Source organism: Haloarcula pelagica, assembly GCF_030127105.1.
Lineage (GTDB): Archaea > Halobacteriota > Halobacteria > Halobacteriales > Haloarculaceae > Haloarcula > Haloarcula pelagica.
Map to the genome: position 1 here is coordinate 2232432 of NZ_CP126161.1, position 14044 is coordinate 2246475.

Sequence of the window (14044 nt, forward strand, 5' to 3'; positions counted from 1 at the left end):
AGACAGCTAAGCCCACCGCTTGCGCCCGCCTTCAGGGCTCGAACTCGGTCTGTTCGGCCCGGTGGTGTGAACCGTCGTCGGTGTCGTGCGCCCGGGAGTACGCCTGTCGGTACGCCCGTAGCTTCCGCACCAAGACGAGCGCGAACACCGAGTCGTAGACGACCACGAACCCGAAGAAAGCGACGAGGTAGTTGACGTTGTACACCTCCGAGAGGACGATGGTTACCGGGCTCGCCAGCGTGTTGTACGTCGCGTGGATGAGCGCCGCGATGAGCAGGCCCTTGACCACGATCGGCCCGGCGTCCTCGGGGTTGAACTTCGCCAGCCCGAGGTAGTAGCCGGCGAACGCCGAATAGATGACGTGGCCCGGCCCCGCCAGCGCCCGGATCGCGGTGATCCCGCTCGTCTCGCCGATCGTCCGGAGCGTCCCGCTGACGATCTCGGTGTTCTGGGTGATATACAGCGCGTTCTCGATGGTCGCAAAGCCCAGTCCCGCCGCGGCGCCGTACACCGCGCCGTCGATGACCGCGTCGAAGCGGTCGTCACGGAACGCGTAGAGGCGCACCGCGAGCAGTTTCACGCTCTCCTCGACGGGACCGACAACCAGGAAGAAAAAGAAGAACTGGCCGGCCGGCGGGAAGAGCCCGAAACCCGAGCCGATCGCCTGGACCGGGCCGCCGATGAAGACGTTGAGAAGCCCGGCGAAGCCGGCGAACAGCACCCCGAGCAGGAAGGTCCCGACCAGCAGCGTCAGGGGCTCTTGGGTCGTCACGTCGGCGTACCAGATGTAGGCCGCGAGCGCCAGGGCCGGCACCGCCGACAGCAGCGCCATCCCGGCGACGACGGGTTGGTCGCCGATCGCGCCCAGGCTCCCGAACGCGATCTGGAGCCCGAGGATGACGATCGCCAGCAGGACCGTCAGCCATCGGATCGTCCGCAGGGAGACGTGGTAGAACCAGTGGGCGAACCGGTCGAGCACCGAGCGGGGCTCCCAGTCCGCGATCTCGTAGAGATCCTCGGATGGATCGGCGTTCGCTTCGACCGGGTCCCGCCGTCGCCGTGCCATACGCCCGTTCAGACCGCGCGCTACCTAACGGTTTGGCACTGTCACCGAGACGAGAGGGTTTTGACCCCCGCTCCCGTACCGCGTGATATGACTCTTCGGGCGGGTGTACTCGCTGTCCAGGGCGATGTCTCGGAGCACGCGGCGGCGATCGAACGGGCCGCCACAGCCCACGACGAGGCGGCCGAGGTCGTCGAGATCCGCGAGGCGGGGCTCGTCCCCGACTGTGATGTCTTGCTCATGCCGGGCGGCGAGTCGACGACCATCTCGCGGCACATCCACCGTATCGGCATCGACGAGGAGATCGAGGCCCACGTCGCGGCCGGCAAGCCCGTGCTCGCGACCTGTGCGGGGCTCATCGTCGCCGCCAGCGACGCCCACGACGACCGGGTAGACACGCTGAACCTCCTCGATGTCACCGTCGAACGCAACGCCTTCGGCCGCCAGAGAGACAGCTTCGAGGCCGCACTCGACGTGGACGGGCTGGGCGAGCCGTTCCCGGCCGTGTTCATCCGGGCGCCGCTGATCGACTACGTCGGCGACGACGTTGACGTGCTGGCGACCTGGGACGACCGCGTGGTGGCGGTCCGGGACGGCCCCGTCGTCGGGACCTCCTTCCACCCGGAACTGACAGAGGACCCGCGGATCCACGATCTGGCCTTCTTCGAGGCGTAGCGACGGGTTGAAACGCTCGCCCGCCGACGATCGGACATGAGCGACAGCGACGCCGACGCCCCCGCGGATGCCGATATCGTCCGGGAACTGTTCGCGGTCATCGAGGACCGCAAGGAGACGCTGCCCGAGGACTCCTACACCGCCTCGCTGTTCACCCACGAGAAGGGGGACAACGCCGTCCTGGAGAAACTCGGCGAGGAGACGACCGAACTCGTGTTGGCCGCCAAGGACGACGACCGCGAGGAGATCGCCCACGAGGCCGCCGACATCGTCTACCACCTGCTCGTCGTGCTGTCGATGAAGGGGATGGATGTCGAGGAGCTACTGGACGAACTGGCCGAGCGGCGGTAGACGCGTCGGCCCCGACAGCGGTGCGGTCACTCGTCGCCGACGGGTTCGAACCGGTGGCGCACGACCTCGCTGTCGTCGTCCCACTCGAAGGAGTCGTGGACGCGGGCGAGGCGTTCGCGGTAGGCGTCGAGGTCCTCGGACCCCTCGCGGCGCGCGTCCTCGTCGGTCAGGTCGCCCAGCGTCCGCTCGGTCACGTCGGTCACCTCGAAGCGGGTCCCGTCGATCTCGAAGGTGTCGCCTTCCTCGGCGTAGGCGTGGCCGCGGTGGAGCTGTGTGACCCGCCCCTCGGCGGCCATCCGCTGGACGTGCTCGTTCGGCAGGATCTCGCCGGCGTCGACGTGTGCCATACCGGACCCCAGGGCGCGAGGGACAAAAGCGGTCGGGGGCGCGACGATCTGGCGGGTCGTGACCACCGCTCGCACGGTTATCGTCGAGTGGACGCGCTTTTACCCCGTCACCGTCTACCCGGTGTCAATGAGCCATCCCTTCGAAGATCTACCGACGACGCCGACATCCGAGGAGATTCTGGACAAGGCGTTCTCGCGGGCGACCCGGGCCGGCGGCGCCAAAGACGGCGTCGAGGCCCAGCAGTCGATGCTGATGACCGCCTCGAACATCGTCTCGGACAACCTCGAAAACGTCGCCCAGTCCTGGCCGACCATCGACGACCTGAACCCGTTCTACGTGGAACTGGCCGACGCCATCGTCAGCGACGCCGCCGAGAGCGACGAGCAACGGGGCATCGACGAACTGAAACAGCACCTCTCGCGGGTCTCCTGGGCCGGCCGGAAGGCCACGGAGATCCGCCAGGAGTACGAGGGTCGGCTGGTCCGCGGGGACAAAGACACCGCCCGCAAACTCCGCAAGCAGGCCTTCGCCCGCATGGCCGATGTCGTCGAACAGGTCGCGGACGACCTGGCTGCCGTCTCGACCGCGCGTGACGCGCTGAAAGTGCTCCCCGACATCCGGCCCGACGAGCCGACGATCGTCGTCGCCGGCTACCCCAACGTCGGGAAGTCCTCCTTCGTCAACCGCGTCACCCGGGCGGACAACGAGATCGCCGCGTACCCGTTCACGACGACCCGGATCCGGGTCGGTCACTTCGAGGACGGTCGCATCCGCTACCAGCTCGTCGACACGCCGGGTCTGCTCGACCGGCCCCCGGAGGAACGCAACGAGATCGAGTCCCAGGCCGTCAGCGCGCTGGAACACGCCGCCGACGCCGTCCTGGTCCTGCTGGACCCGACCGGCAACTGTGGCTACCCGCTGGACCAGCAACTCGAACTCCGGGACGCCATCGCCGAGCGGTTCGACGTTCCCGTCCTCACGGTCGCCAACAAGAGCGACCTCTCGACGGATGTCGAGGCCGACCACTACATGAGCGTCACCGAGGGCGACAACGTCGAGGGCGTCCTCGACGCCGCCGTCGAGGCCGTCGACTACGAACTCGAACTCCCCTTCGACGAGGAGTCCTAACCCAGCAGTCCCAGCGCCCACCGGACCAGCTCTGAGGCCGTGAACAGCGCACCCTCCAGGCGGGACAGCACGCGCCCGGTCCACAGTGCCGCGACCATGGCGACCGAGACCCCTCCCAGCCACAGCACTGTCTCCGTCGCCGTCCCGCTGACCGCGAGCGGGCGGACGAGCGCCGCCACGCCGACGATCGCCGTGCTGTTGTAGATGTTGCTGCCGACGACGTTGCCGACGGAGACGCCGACGCTCCCGCGCCGGATCGCCACCAGCGAGACGGCGAACTCCGGGGTCGACGTGCCGGCGGCGACGATCGTGCCACCGATGACCCACTCGGAGATCCCGGCGCCACGGGCCAGCGCCGACGCCGCAAGCACCATGTAGTCCCCGCTGACGAGGACGAGCGCCAGCCGGCGACCAGCAACAGGGCGTCACGGCCGCGGAACGACACCCGCTCGGTGACCGCCCGTGTCACCGCGTCCGCGGGGTCGGCGCCCGCGGAGCCGTCCGCTGTCGTGGTCCGGAGGAGATACGTCGTGTACGCCAGAAACGATCCCACCAGGACGGCGCCCTCCATCCGGGTCACGGCGCCGTCGATCAGGACGCCGCCGCCGAGGAGGACACTCCCCAGCAGGGCGACGCCGTCCCGGCGGACGAGCCCCTCGGTGACCGGGAGCACCCGTATCAGCGAGACGACACCGAGGATGAACGCCAGGTTGTAGATGTTCGAGCCGAGGACGTTCGCGACGGCGATGTCGCCCAACCCCTTCAGGGCGCTGTCGACCGAGACGGCTAGCTCCGGTGTCGAGGTCCCGGCCGCGACGATCGTCAGTCCGATCGTGAGGTCCGACAGCCCGAACCGGCGGGCGAGCCGGACCACAGCGTCCACGAGGAGTCTCGCGCCCGCCCAGAGGCCGAGCACGGAGACAGCGATCACACCGAGTTGGACGACGGGGCCGCCTGCGACCATTGTCTACCGGTCTCTCACTGGCGGCTGGAAAATGAACGTTCGCCCCGATCGCTCGGAACTGGCGTCAGTCCAGTCCGTAGGTCACCTGGACCGACGCGTCGACAGTGATCGTCGTCGGTTCGATGGTCGTCCGCCCGCCCGCGTCGGCCGTCGCGGCCTCGGCGTAGACGACGTAGTCGTTGCGCTGGCTCGTCTGGATCGTCGCGACTTCACCGACCGAGCGGCCCGCCGCGTCGGCGACCGTGTCCGCGTCCGCACGGGCGCGGTCCATCGCCGTCCGCAGGGCGTCCTCGCGGGCGTCCTGCCGGGTCTGTTCGTTCAGTTCGTACCGGATTCCCTCGATGCGGTCGGCGCCGGCGTCGACGGCCGCGTCGACGAGCGTCCCGGTCGTGTTCACGTCGCCCGTCTCTGCCTCGATGGTGTGGACCGCGATGTAGCCGACCTGTTCACGGCCGGTCTCGGTGCGCTCGTACTCTGGTTCGATCCGGAACTGCGAGGAGGTCACCGTCGCGCCCTCGTCTCTGAGCGCCTCCTGGATCGACTGGGCGTCGCCGCTGAGGGCGTTGCGCGCTGCCTCGGCGGTGTCACCCCGTCCGACGGCCGCGACGGTCACGACCGCCCGGTCGGGCGTCCGCTCGACCTCGGCGGTCGCGCTGACGCTGACCGTCGCGTTGTCAGGTGACGCCGTCTGGGTGTCGCCGACCGTCAGGCCGACCGCACCGACCGCGAGCAGTACCACTGCACCGCCGACCGCGAGTAGTTTCGCGTCCATAACTGGGGGAACGCTCCCAGTCGTATTTATGTCATCGCACGCTCAAAACAGAGCTTGACCGTTAGCCGGCGCGTTCGACGGTGACGTAGTGGACCTCTGTCTCGACGTTCCGGCCGGCGGCCCGGTCGGCGACGGTGTCGAACTCCTCGGCCAGTCCTGGGGGCGCCCCGTTCGCGCCGGGCGGGAGGCCGACGGTGACCACGACCTGCTGGGGCTGCTGGAAGATGGCCGTGTTCGTGTACTCGACCTCGACGCCGAGCACCTCGGTGCGGCCGTCGACGCTCGACTCGATCCCCGTTCGGATCTCCTCCTCGGTCGTCGCGCGGTTGAACGAATCGAACGTCACGCCGCCCAGAAACGCCGACAGCACGAGGATCGACAGGACGAGGACGCCGATGCGCTGGAGCGTCGCCGAGCGGGCGTCGCCCTCCCGGAACCAGTGTTCGGGCCGGTACCCCTGGTACCACAGGCCCACGAGCACGGCGAGGTTGATCGAGAGGACGTTCACGAGCACCAACACGCCCGATCCCAGGCTCACGAGCGGTTGGCCCCACGCGATCCCGATGCCGACCGTCGCCGCCGGCGGGATCAACGCGACGGCGATCATCACGCCCACCAGCGCCGTCGAGACGCCGCTGGTGAGACTGAGCACCCCCGCGGCACCGGCGCCCAGCGCGACGACGAGCGAGAGGAAGTCCGGCGCGACCCGCTCGCGGACCTGACCGACCGAGGTCACGTCGGCCAGCGGCGGGATGACGTTGGCATAGCGCACCAGCGTCGCGAACGCGGTCGCGCTGGCGATCGCCACGAGCAGGCCGATCGCCTGGAGTTTGACCCCGCGGACGAACAGGTCGTGATCGTCGACGACGGTGCCGACGTTCGCGGTCATCGCCGGCCCGATCAGCGGCGCGATCACCATCGAGCCGACGACGACCGCCGGCGAGTCGAGCAGGAGGCCGGCGGTGGCGATGACCGCGCTGATGACGGTCATGATCACGTAGATGGGCAGCGACGGCGCCAGGTCGCGGGCCTTGGCGGTCAGTTCCTCACGGGCGATCCGGTCCTCGTCCTCCTCCTCGGCGTACCGGTCTTCCAGCTCCTCGAACCGCTCGGAGATGACCGTGTTGGCGTCCAGAACGACGGTGTAGGCGTCGTCGTCGATGCCGACCGCCCGGAGCTGTTCGAGGACCGGTTCGACGGCGTTCGTCGGCAACGGGAAGGAGACGACGGCGGTGAACTCCCGGCCGCTCGTCTCGTCGTTGAGGACGTAGTCGATCCCCTCGGTTTCGAGGACATCGAGCACCGCGTCCCGCTTGCCCGTCGGAATCGTGATCTGGACCAGCCGCACGGCTGTCGGTCCGCTCTCCGGAGGTAAAAAGGCGCCTGTCGGGACCACGCGGAAACTGACGCGCTTTTCCCGGTCGGCGGAGTAGACGGGGTATGTTCGAGTCACGCCCCGACCGCGGCAGCGAGGTGGTACTGGTCGGCCGCTCCAATGTCGGCAAGTCGACGCTGATGCGAGAGTTGACCGGCCACACGTTCGACACCGGCCAGAACCCCGGCGTCACCCGCAGCCCGAACCACTACGACTGGACCGGTCCCGACTTCGTACTGACCGACCTGCCCGGCTTCGGCTTCATGAAGGGCGTCCCCGACGAGGTCCGCGAACAGATCAAGACCGATGTCGTCCGGTACGTCGAGCGCCACGCCGAGGAGATCATCGTGGGCGTCCTCGTCGTCGACGGCAAAGCGGCGGTCGACATCATCGACCGTCACTCCGGCCCCGACGAGATCCCCCACGATGTCGAACTGTTTCACTTCCTCCGGGAGGTCGGCGTCGAACCGGTCGTCGCCGTCAACAAGATGGACAAGGTCGACGACGAGGACGAACGGCTGAACGACCTCTGTGACCGCCTGGGACTGCACCCGCCCTGGCAGCAGTGGCAGGAGACGATCGCGCCGATCAGCGCCAAACGGGGGAACATCGACGCCCTGAGCGAGGCGGTCCGGACCCACCTCCACGACGCCCAGCGGGACGACCTCTTCCAGTTCTTCTGAGGCGCTGTCGCCGATCTCCCGACACAGCCACCGATCGACTTTTTGTGGCCGGCGGCAGTGCTCGGGAACATGGTCCAACTGCCCTCCCGCCACAGTGCCGGCGCCATCTCCACGGCGTGTGGCATCGTCTACGCCGTCGTCGTCCTCGCCTGGCTCTTCTCGTCGGGTGTGTCCTTCGCCGACGACTCGCTGCCGACCGTCGTCGTCGGGTTCCTCTTTGCCGGCGGCGGGATGTTCCTGACCGGCGCCGTTCCGGTGTATCTGCTGCTCAGACTGTCGTTGGTCACGCCAGCGCTGATGACGCTGTGGATACTGGGCGAGACGGTCTGGCAGTGGCGCTACGGCACGCACCTCCACCCGCTCTCGTCGTATCTGACCGTCTGGCCGCTGTTGCTGGGTGTCGCCGTCGGCGTCGGGATGGCCGAAGCCCTCGTCCGAACCGGGGCCGACCACTGGCTCGGTCGCTTCGGCCTGTGGACGCTGCGCTGATCGGGCGTCGTCTCCGACCGCACCTGGCCGCCGCTCAGGCGCTCGGGAGATCCACGACGAACACTATCCCGTCGTCCTCGTCCCAGTCGGGCGCGCCCAGTCCGTCGTATTCGGGCCGGGGCACCGCCCAGACCTCGCCGTCGTAGGCCGCGACGAGGCGATCGACGATGCTCAACCCGCTCGCCGCCCCCGAGGAATCGTCGAACAACGCCCGGGCGGTCGCTTCGTCGATGCCCGGACCGTCGTCCGCGACGGCCAGGCGGACGGTCTCGTCGGTCTGCGTGACGGCGACGTGGACTCGCGGCTCTGTTCCCTCGGCGTGTTCGACGGCGTTCTCGACGAGGTTGTCGACGATGGAGCGGAGCCCCCGGTTGGCCCGAACCGTCGCCGTCTCCGGACAGTCGGTCGTCACCGTCGCCAGCGTCGTCTCGCGGGTCTGTGCGGCGACTTCCTCGATCGGGACCGTCAGATCTACGGGTTCTAAGGCGCCGTCGCCGGTCACGGTCTCGACGATCGATCGGCTGGTCTCGATGCGCTCGGTCGCCTCGTCCGTCTTCCTGCTGATCGTCTCGACGCTTTCCGGTCGGTGGCCCTCTGCGAGGACATCCGCGTGCCCACGGATGGTGGTGAGATCGTTCAGGAGGTCGTGCCTGATGACGCTGTTGACGAACGAGAGCGCGTCGGTCAGGACTGCGGCACGCCGCGCGTCCCGCTGTGCCCGCGCGTTGAAGTAGCCAGCGACGGCGCCGGCGACGCCGCCCACCCCGAGGCTCGTCAACAGCGGAAACACCGGTTCGACGAGCGGTCGGCCCTCGTAGGCGCGAACCGCGAGCGTCCCACCGATGACGAGGCCGCCGGCGACGCTCCCGACGACCGTCCAGGTGGAGACCGTCCAGCGCTCCGCTGGATTGAGCGACGACTGCCAGAGCCGATACCCGGCGAGGACGAGCACTACCGCCGGCGTCCCGTCGAGAAGCAGCGCCAGCGCCGGTCCGACAGGGTTGTCAAGCAGGAGCAACTCGTCGACGTGATGGAACACCGCCGCAAAGAGCAACAGCCCGCCAAACAGCATCACACCGGCCGGCGACTCCTCGGCGACCCGAGCGCTCTCCATACCTGTGTGGCGTGATCCACGGTGAAAAACGTTCTTGGGTCGTTGCCACTGGGGGGTCGGTCACGAACCGCAGAAGGGAAGTCTGGTGATCAGGCGACGTTGAAACCTTTGTCGCGGAGGAAGTCCTCGACGCGACCGGTGTGGTTGCCCTGGAGTTCGATCTGGCCGTCTTCGACCGTCCCGCCGCAGGCGAACTTGGACTTCAGGTCCGAAGACAGGGAGTCCATGTCGACATCTTTCGGGTCGAACCCCTCGATGATCGTTACCTCTTTCCCGTAACGGCGCTCGTCGATGCGGATGTTGATCTCCTGGGACTCCTTGGCCACGTCTTCGCAGACGCAGAGCTCCTCAGGCAACCCGCACGTCGAGCAGACTTCCGACATTACACCGGGCAGTACGAAACCTTGCTATTAAACACTGTCGGGGGAAACCGAGGCTTACCGCTCGGAGACGACCTCGTCGGCGAGTTCGACGGCCTCGTCGGCGATCGTCTCGTCGACCACGCCGCCGTAGCGCGTTCGCTCGCGCAGCCGTGCCAGTCGACGGATTCGCGGGTCGGCGTCGACGGCGTCGAGATAGGCCCGCACCGTCTCGCCGTCCCGCCGTGGCCGCTCCTCCCGGCCGAGGACGTACAGCACACGCTGGAACGCCCGTTCGATGTCGGTCTCGGGATCGACCCGGCGCTGATACCTGACCCACACCGCCCGGTAGAGCCGCTCGGAGAGCCCGCTCCGGCGAGCGCCCGCGGCGACACCGAGCAGGGCGACGAGGCCAAGCGTCGTCTCCTCCCGGGAGGGGAGGTCGATGTCGCTGGCGAACCCTCCGCTGTCGGTGGTGATACCGCTCGGTCCCGACGGCGTCCTACCGCCGGGCTGTAGCGGCGTCGGCGTCGGCCCCGTCTCCGTGGTGTTGTTCTGTGGCGTCTCGGTCAGCGGCGGTGGCGTCGGCGTCGGTGTCGGACTGAACTCCTCGCCGCCGGTCTGACCGGTGTCGACGTTGGGCACCGAGGCGCCCCGCGCGTCCTGGAGCTGGCTCTGCTCGGCCTGCTCGCGCGGACCGCTGGGCGTCGGGTCGAACCGGACCCACCCCTGCTCGGGGAAGTACGCCTCGACCCAGGCGTGGGAGTTCAGCCCGCGGACGACCCAGCGCTCCTCGTCGACCCGCTCGCCGGGCGTGTAGCCGACCGTCAGCCGGGCCGGGATGCCCCGGGTGCGGAGCATGACGACCATCGTCGTCGCGAAGTACACGCAGTAGCCCCGGTCCATCTCGAACAGGAAGGTGTCGGCCACGTCCCGGTCTGGCTGGTCGACCTCGAGGGAGTACTCCCGGTTGTTCGAGAGCCACTGCTCGACGACCAGTGCCGTCTCGTAGGGGTTCTCGGCGTTCGCCGTCAGCGTCGCCGTCCGCTCGCCGACCCGCTCGGGCGTGCTGTCGGGCAACTGGAGGTAGCGCTCGCGGACCTGGTCCGGGTAGTCGGTCCCCGCCTCCCGGAGTTGCTGTGGGGTCGCCACCAGGACCTCGGAGGTGACCTCGTAGCTGTCGCCGGCCGACAGCCCCGCGCTGGGCTGGAATCCACCGTGGGCCGTCACCTCGAAGCCGGGGTCCCCGCGGTAGCGAACGGGTTTCCAGGCGCCCGGGACGGTCGCGACCGCGGACTCGGCCTCGAAGGACTGGCGCAGCGTCCGGCTGTCACCTGCCGGTCCCGACAGCCGGCCGCCGCCGTACGAGCGGTTGCTGCCGGTCCGGACCCAGCCGTCGCCGGTGTAGCGGTCGTAGGCCGCCACCCGCCAGTAGCGGGGTTCGTCGCTCTCGACGGTGAACCGCACGGTCGGCGTCAGCGAGATGTCGCCTTGGACCGACAGCGTCTCGTCCGCGTTGATCAGGCTCGTCTCGATGGTCGGGCCGTCCGTGTCGTCGGTAAAGGACAGCGAACTCCCGGCGACGGAGGGGATCGTCGAGGCGATCGACGGGACGATGATCACCGCCGCGAGCTGTTCCAGCACCGCCCGGCGGCTGGCGTCGATGCCGTCAGCGGAGTCGCTGTCGTCGCTCTCGACGACGGTCTCGGCGGTCCTGTCGATCACGTCCAGGTTCCCGAAGCCGAGCGTCGCGACGGCACCGACCACGCCCAAAAGCGTCGTCACCAGGCCGGCGTCGGTCGTCAGGACGAAGAAGGCAAGCGTCGTCCCGGCGCTGACTGTCGCGGTGACGTACCACCGCCGCAGCGCGAAGTACCACGTCAGGAAGACGGGCGCGGGCGCGAACGACAGCACCCACAGCCTGACGTTGGCGATCTGGAGCAGCGACCGACCCGTGACCAGCGCGACGGTGTCCCGGACCAGCGCGGCCAGTTCGGGGTCGGTCGAGAGGTTCGTCACGTACCACGCGATGCCGGCCCCGAACAGCGCGACGCCGATGACGATGGCGAAGCCGGGCCGCAACACTCGGGCGAGCAGGGTCGCACACAGCAGTGCCAGCGCCACCAGCACGAGAAACAGCGTCGGTGACCCGACGACATCGATGAGGTGGTACATCGTCCGCAGGGGCGCACCGAGGACCAGCGCGACCGACAACAGCGCGAACAGGCGGGGCTCGTCGGGCAGGCGCTCCCGGAGCCGACTCGTCGCGCTCACGCTTCCCCTCCGACCAGCGGGTTCTCACGGCTTGTCGTCACGTCCGCGAAGCGGTGGCGGCGTCCCTCGACGGTGACGGTGACGCCGTCGTCGCGGGCACGCACGAGGATGTCGGCCGCGTCCGCACGGCCGGTCTCGCCGGCGCCGGTCCGGGCCAGCGTCTCCAGCAACCGGGTCCGGTGGGTGTCGCCGTACCCCTTCGGGACGGTTCCGCCGGGGACCGATAGCTCGACGGTCAGCCCCGCCTCCAGCGCGCCCATCGCGACCGTCGCCGTGGCGGCGGCCATCTCGTCGTCGCAGCCGTCGTCGGCCTCCCCGACGACGAGTAGTCCCTGGTCGCTGTGGTGGTCGGCGAACTCCTTGACGAGCATGTCGTCCCGTTTGGCGCTGGATTTCCAGTGCACGTCGCGCAGCGAGTCCCCGGGGACGTACTCGCGCAGGCGGTCGAACGCCTGGCGGTCCTCGGCGTCGGGTGCCAGCGTCCGCGAGAACGCTTCCGGGCCGCCCATCCGGTACACCGGCGGGTAGACGAGCGTCTCGGTCGTCGCATCGACCGTGAACCGCCGGCGGACGAGCCCCAGCGGGTCGGTGACAACGGCCTCGATCGGGCCGAACTGCTGTGTGCCGCGGTCGGTGTAGGTCACGTCGTACCGGACCGTCGCGGGCAGCGAGCGGGTGACGCGCCCGTCGCCGTCGACGCCGTCTGGCACGCCGTCGATCAGCCGCGCGATCCCGCTCCCGTCTGCACTGAACGCGACGGTCCGCTCGTCCCCGGGGTACCCCCGTCGGGGTTTCTCACGGTCGACGGTCGGCGGGCCGGCCCACAGCACCTGGCCCGTCGCCGCGAGGACGAGCACGACCGCGGGGCCGGCGACGGCGTTGAGCCCCGGCTGTCCGTAGCGGGTCCCCATCGCGAACGCGCCGGCCGCCACGAGCAGGACGGCCAGTCCCCGGCGTGTCGGTCTCATTCGACGGGGACGCTGTCTAAGGCCTCCCGGACGAGTCCCTCGGCCGACTGGTCGCTGCTGTCGGTCCGGATCCGGTGGGGGAGCACGACCGGGGCTTCCGTCTGGACGTCGTCGGGGACGACGTACTCGCGGCCTTCGAGCACCGCCCGGGCCTGTGCGGCCCGGAGCAGCGAGATGCTCCCGCGCGGGCTCACGCCCAGTTCGGCGTGTTCGCGGGTAAAGCGGGCAAGCCGGGTCGCGTAGGTCCGGATCGGCTCCTCGACGGTCACCTCGGCGACGGTGGCCTGTGCGGCCGAGAGCTGTTCCAAGGTCGCCACCGAGGTCAGTTCCTCGATGGGATGGTGGCCCACGACCTCGCCCAGCATCGCCGACTCCTCGTCGGCGCCCGGATAGCCCAGGTGGAGCTTCGTCATGAACCGGTCGAGTTCGGCCATCGGCAGGTCGTAGGCGCGATTTCGCTCGACGGTGTTCTGCGTGGCGATGACGGTGAACGGACTCGGGACGGCGTGGGTCGTCCCGTCGACCGAGACCTGTCCCTCCTCCATCGCCTCCAGCAGCGCCGACTGGGTTTTCGGCGGGGCGCGGTTGATCTCGTCGCCCAGGACGACGTTGGCGAAGATGGGGCCGGGCCGGAACTCGAACTCCCGGGTCTTCTGGTTGAAGACGTTGACGCCGGTCACGTCGGTCGGCAACAGGTCCGGGGTGAACTGGACCCGTTTGAACTCCCCGTCGAAGGAGGCGGCGACCGACCGGGCGAGCATGGTCTTGCCGACGCCGGGCACGTCTTCGAGCAGGACGTGGCCCCGACCGAGCAGGGCGATGACGATGTGTTCGATCTCGTCGTGGTGGCCGACGATCACTTCCTCGACGTTCTCGATGACGCGCGTCGCAACCCGTGTCGCGTCACGTACGGGACTGTCCGACTGCTGTCCGCGTGATGTGTCCGTGTCAGTCATGTTGGTGTGGCCCGCGCGACGAACACCGGGGACGGGAGGGCATACGGGGCGACGATCGGATCGCCGCAGGTGTTCGCCCACTCCATGCGCGGTTCCAGTGTGCTCACGTCTTCGGCGTGAGTACACGTAACTCTGATGGATGCGCACCTACCGCACACACTCGGCTTACCACGCTTTGCACGCCGAACAGACGAGCGCGCCGTCCTGCTCCCAGCGGCGCTCGACGACCTCGTCACAGGCCGAACAGACCGCCCCGTCGCCGGTCCAGGCGTAGGTCGTCGTCGCGGGCTCGACACCGCTGGAGTCCTCGCTCTCGGCCACGCCCTCGCTCGTGGAGTCCGTCTCTACCGACTCCCCGCCGGCCGACACCTCGTCGGCCGGGTCCGTGTCGGCTGGTTCCTCGTCGGCCGCCGACTCCACAGTGTCGTCGTCCTCGCCGTCCAGAAACTCGTCCAGCGAAGCGTCCTCGGCCATACCCGACGTTCTCGGGCCAGCGGCAAATAGCTGACTCGCCACGAACGGAAA

General features: G+C 68.9%; 15 protein-coding genes and 1 pseudogene. 5 read left to right on the forward strand and 11 right to left on the reverse strand.

What is annotated here, in order from left to right:
• Positions 1–31 precede the first annotated feature (31 nt).
• On the reverse strand, positions 32–1066 hold the full coding sequence (locus P1L40_RS11685; protein ID WP_284007183.1) for a PrsW family intramembrane metalloprotease: 1035 nt from the start codon (positions 1064–1066) through the stop codon (positions 32–34).
• 87 nt (positions 1067–1153) lie between these two features.
• Here P1L40_RS11685 and pdxT point away from each other — a divergent pair, with 87 nt between their 5' ends.
• Both pdxT and hisE read left to right on the forward strand, forming a co-directional pair.
• Positions 1154–1738 (forward strand): pyridoxal 5'-phosphate synthase glutaminase subunit PdxT, encoded by a 585-nt coding sequence (gene pdxT / locus P1L40_RS11690; RefSeq protein ID WP_284007184.1) that lies wholly within the window; start codon positions 1154–1156, stop codon positions 1736–1738.
• 36 nt (positions 1739–1774) lie between these two features.
• Positions 1775–2089 carry a phosphoribosyl-ATP diphosphatase gene (hisE, locus tag P1L40_RS11695; protein WP_284007185.1) on the forward strand — a complete coding sequence of 105 codons (315 nt, stop codon included), beginning with the start codon at positions 1775–1777 and terminating at the stop codon, positions 2087–2089.
• Positions 2090–2115: 26 nt separating this feature from the next.
• On the opposite strand, the gene P1L40_RS11700 is transcribed toward hisE, so the two are convergent.
• The gene (locus P1L40_RS11700; protein ID WP_284007187.1) at positions 2116–2436 is read right to left on the reverse strand and encodes an ASCH domain-containing protein; all 321 of its coding nucleotides are present in this window, start codon (positions 2434–2436) and stop codon (positions 2116–2118) included.
• A gap of 127 nt (positions 2437–2563) precedes the next feature.
• Between P1L40_RS11700 and P1L40_RS11705 the strand changes: the two genes are divergently transcribed.
• Positions 2564–3565: an NOG1 family protein gene (locus tag P1L40_RS11705; RefSeq protein ID WP_284007188.1), complete on the forward strand. Its 1002-nt coding sequence runs from the start codon at positions 2564–2566 to the stop codon at positions 3563–3565.
• Here the strand turns inward: P1L40_RS11705 and P1L40_RS23565 are convergent.
• The 3 genes and pseudogenes from P1L40_RS23565 to P1L40_RS11725 form a co-directional block, all read right to left on the reverse strand.
• A pseudogene (locus P1L40_RS23565) lies at positions 3562–4529 on the reverse strand (calcium/sodium antiporter). The gene P1L40_RS11705 and the pseudogene P1L40_RS23565 sit on opposite strands and share 4 nt — an antisense overlap.
• Positions 4530–4593: 64 nt before the next feature.
• Complete coding sequence (locus P1L40_RS11720; protein ID WP_284007190.1) at positions 4594–5301, reverse strand: SIMPL domain-containing protein; 708 nt, start codon at positions 5299–5301, stop codon at positions 4594–4596.
• A 61-nt stretch (positions 5302–5362) separates the two neighbouring features.
• Complete coding sequence (locus P1L40_RS11725; RefSeq protein WP_284007191.1) at positions 5363–6649, reverse strand: TIGR00341 family protein; 1287 nt, start codon at positions 6647–6649, stop codon at positions 5363–5365.
• 92 nt (positions 6650–6741) lie between these two features.
• Between P1L40_RS11725 and engB the strand changes: the two genes are divergently transcribed.
• Positions 6742–7359 carry a GTP-binding protein EngB gene (engB, locus tag P1L40_RS11730; protein ID WP_284007192.1) on the forward strand — a complete coding sequence of 206 codons (618 nt, stop codon included), beginning with the start codon at positions 6742–6744 and terminating at the stop codon, positions 7357–7359.
• Between the two features lie 69 nt (positions 7360–7428).
• Positions 7429–7848, forward strand: coding sequence for a hypothetical protein (locus tag P1L40_RS11735; RefSeq protein ID WP_284007194.1), 420 nt, complete (start codon positions 7429–7431; stop codon positions 7846–7848).
• A gap of 34 nt (positions 7849–7882) precedes the next feature.
• Here the strand turns inward: P1L40_RS11735 and P1L40_RS11740 are convergent, their stop codons facing one another.
• From P1L40_RS11740 to P1L40_RS11765, 6 genes are all read right to left on the reverse strand, one after another.
• Positions 7883–8962: an ATP-binding protein gene (locus P1L40_RS11740; RefSeq protein ID WP_284007195.1), complete on the reverse strand. Its 1080-nt coding sequence runs from the start codon at positions 8960–8962 to the stop codon at positions 7883–7885.
• Positions 8963–9051: 89 nt separating this feature from the next.
• On the reverse strand, positions 9052–9345 hold the full coding sequence (gene yciH, locus P1L40_RS11745) for a stress response translation initiation inhibitor YciH (protein WP_004516073.1): 294 nt from the start codon (positions 9343–9345) through the stop codon (positions 9052–9054).
• A gap of 54 nt (positions 9346–9399) precedes the next feature.
• Entirely contained in the window at positions 9400–11595 is a 2196-nt protein-coding gene (locus P1L40_RS11750) for a transglutaminase TgpA family protein (RefSeq protein ID WP_284007199.1), read from the reverse strand.
• Complete coding sequence (locus P1L40_RS11755) at positions 11592–12563, reverse strand: DUF58 domain-containing protein (protein WP_284007201.1); 972 nt, start codon at positions 12561–12563, stop codon at positions 11592–11594. Before P1L40_RS11755 ends, P1L40_RS11750 begins: the two co-directional genes overlap by 4 nt.
• The gene (locus P1L40_RS11760; protein WP_284007202.1) at positions 12560–13519 is read right to left on the reverse strand and encodes an AAA family ATPase; all 960 of its coding nucleotides are present in this window, start codon (positions 13517–13519) and stop codon (positions 12560–12562) included. Before P1L40_RS11760 ends, P1L40_RS11755 begins: the two co-directional genes overlap by 4 nt.
• Positions 13520–13684: 165 nt before the next feature.
• On the reverse strand, positions 13685–13993 hold the full coding sequence (locus P1L40_RS11765; protein WP_284007204.1) for a DUF7573 domain-containing protein: 309 nt from the start codon (positions 13991–13993) through the stop codon (positions 13685–13687).
• Positions 13994–14044: the final 51 nt, after the last annotated feature.

Excerpts from the sequence above, each read along its gene's own strand:
- P1L40_RS11685 (WP_284007183.1), bottom strand. The coding sequence starts at position 1,066 with ATGGCACGGCGACGGCGGGACCCGGTCGAAGCGAACGCCGATCCATCC.
- pdxT (WP_284007184.1), top strand. The coding sequence starts at position 1,154 with ATGACTCTTCGGGCGGGTGTACTCGCTGTCCAGGGCGATGTCTCGGAG.
- hisE (WP_284007185.1), top strand. The coding sequence starts at position 1,775 with ATGAGCGACAGCGACGCCGACGCCCCCGCGGATGCCGATATCGTCCGG.
- P1L40_RS11700 (WP_284007187.1), bottom strand. The coding sequence starts at position 2,436 with ATGGCACACGTCGACGCCGGCGAGATCCTGCCGAACGAGCACGTCCAG.
- P1L40_RS11705 (WP_284007188.1), top strand. The coding sequence starts at position 2,564 with ATGAGCCATCCCTTCGAAGATCTACCGACGACGCCGACATCCGAGGAG.
- P1L40_RS11720 (WP_284007190.1), bottom strand. The coding sequence starts at position 5,301 with ATGGACGCGAAACTACTCGCGGTCGGCGGTGCAGTGGTACTGCTCGCG.
- engB (WP_284007192.1), top strand. The coding sequence starts at position 6,742 with ATGTTCGAGTCACGCCCCGACCGCGGCAGCGAGGTGGTACTGGTCGGC.
- P1L40_RS11735 (WP_284007194.1), top strand. The coding sequence starts at position 7,429 with ATGGTCCAACTGCCCTCCCGCCACAGTGCCGGCGCCATCTCCACGGCG.
- P1L40_RS11740 (WP_284007195.1), bottom strand. The coding sequence starts at position 8,962 with ATGGAGAGCGCTCGGGTCGCCGAGGAGTCGCCGGCCGGTGTGATGCTG.
- yciH (WP_004516073.1), bottom strand. The coding sequence starts at position 9,345 with ATGTCGGAAGTCTGCTCGACGTGCGGGTTGCCTGAGGAGCTCTGCGTC.
- P1L40_RS11755 (WP_284007201.1), bottom strand. The coding sequence starts at position 12,563 with ATGAGACCGACACGCCGGGGACTGGCCGTCCTGCTCGTGGCGGCCGGC.
- P1L40_RS11760 (WP_284007202.1), bottom strand. The coding sequence starts at position 13,519 with ATGACTGACACGGACACATCACGCGGACAGCAGTCGGACAGTCCCGTA.
- P1L40_RS11765 (WP_284007204.1), bottom strand. The coding sequence starts at position 13,993 with ATGGCCGAGGACGCTTCGCTGGACGAGTTTCTGGACGGCGAGGACGAC.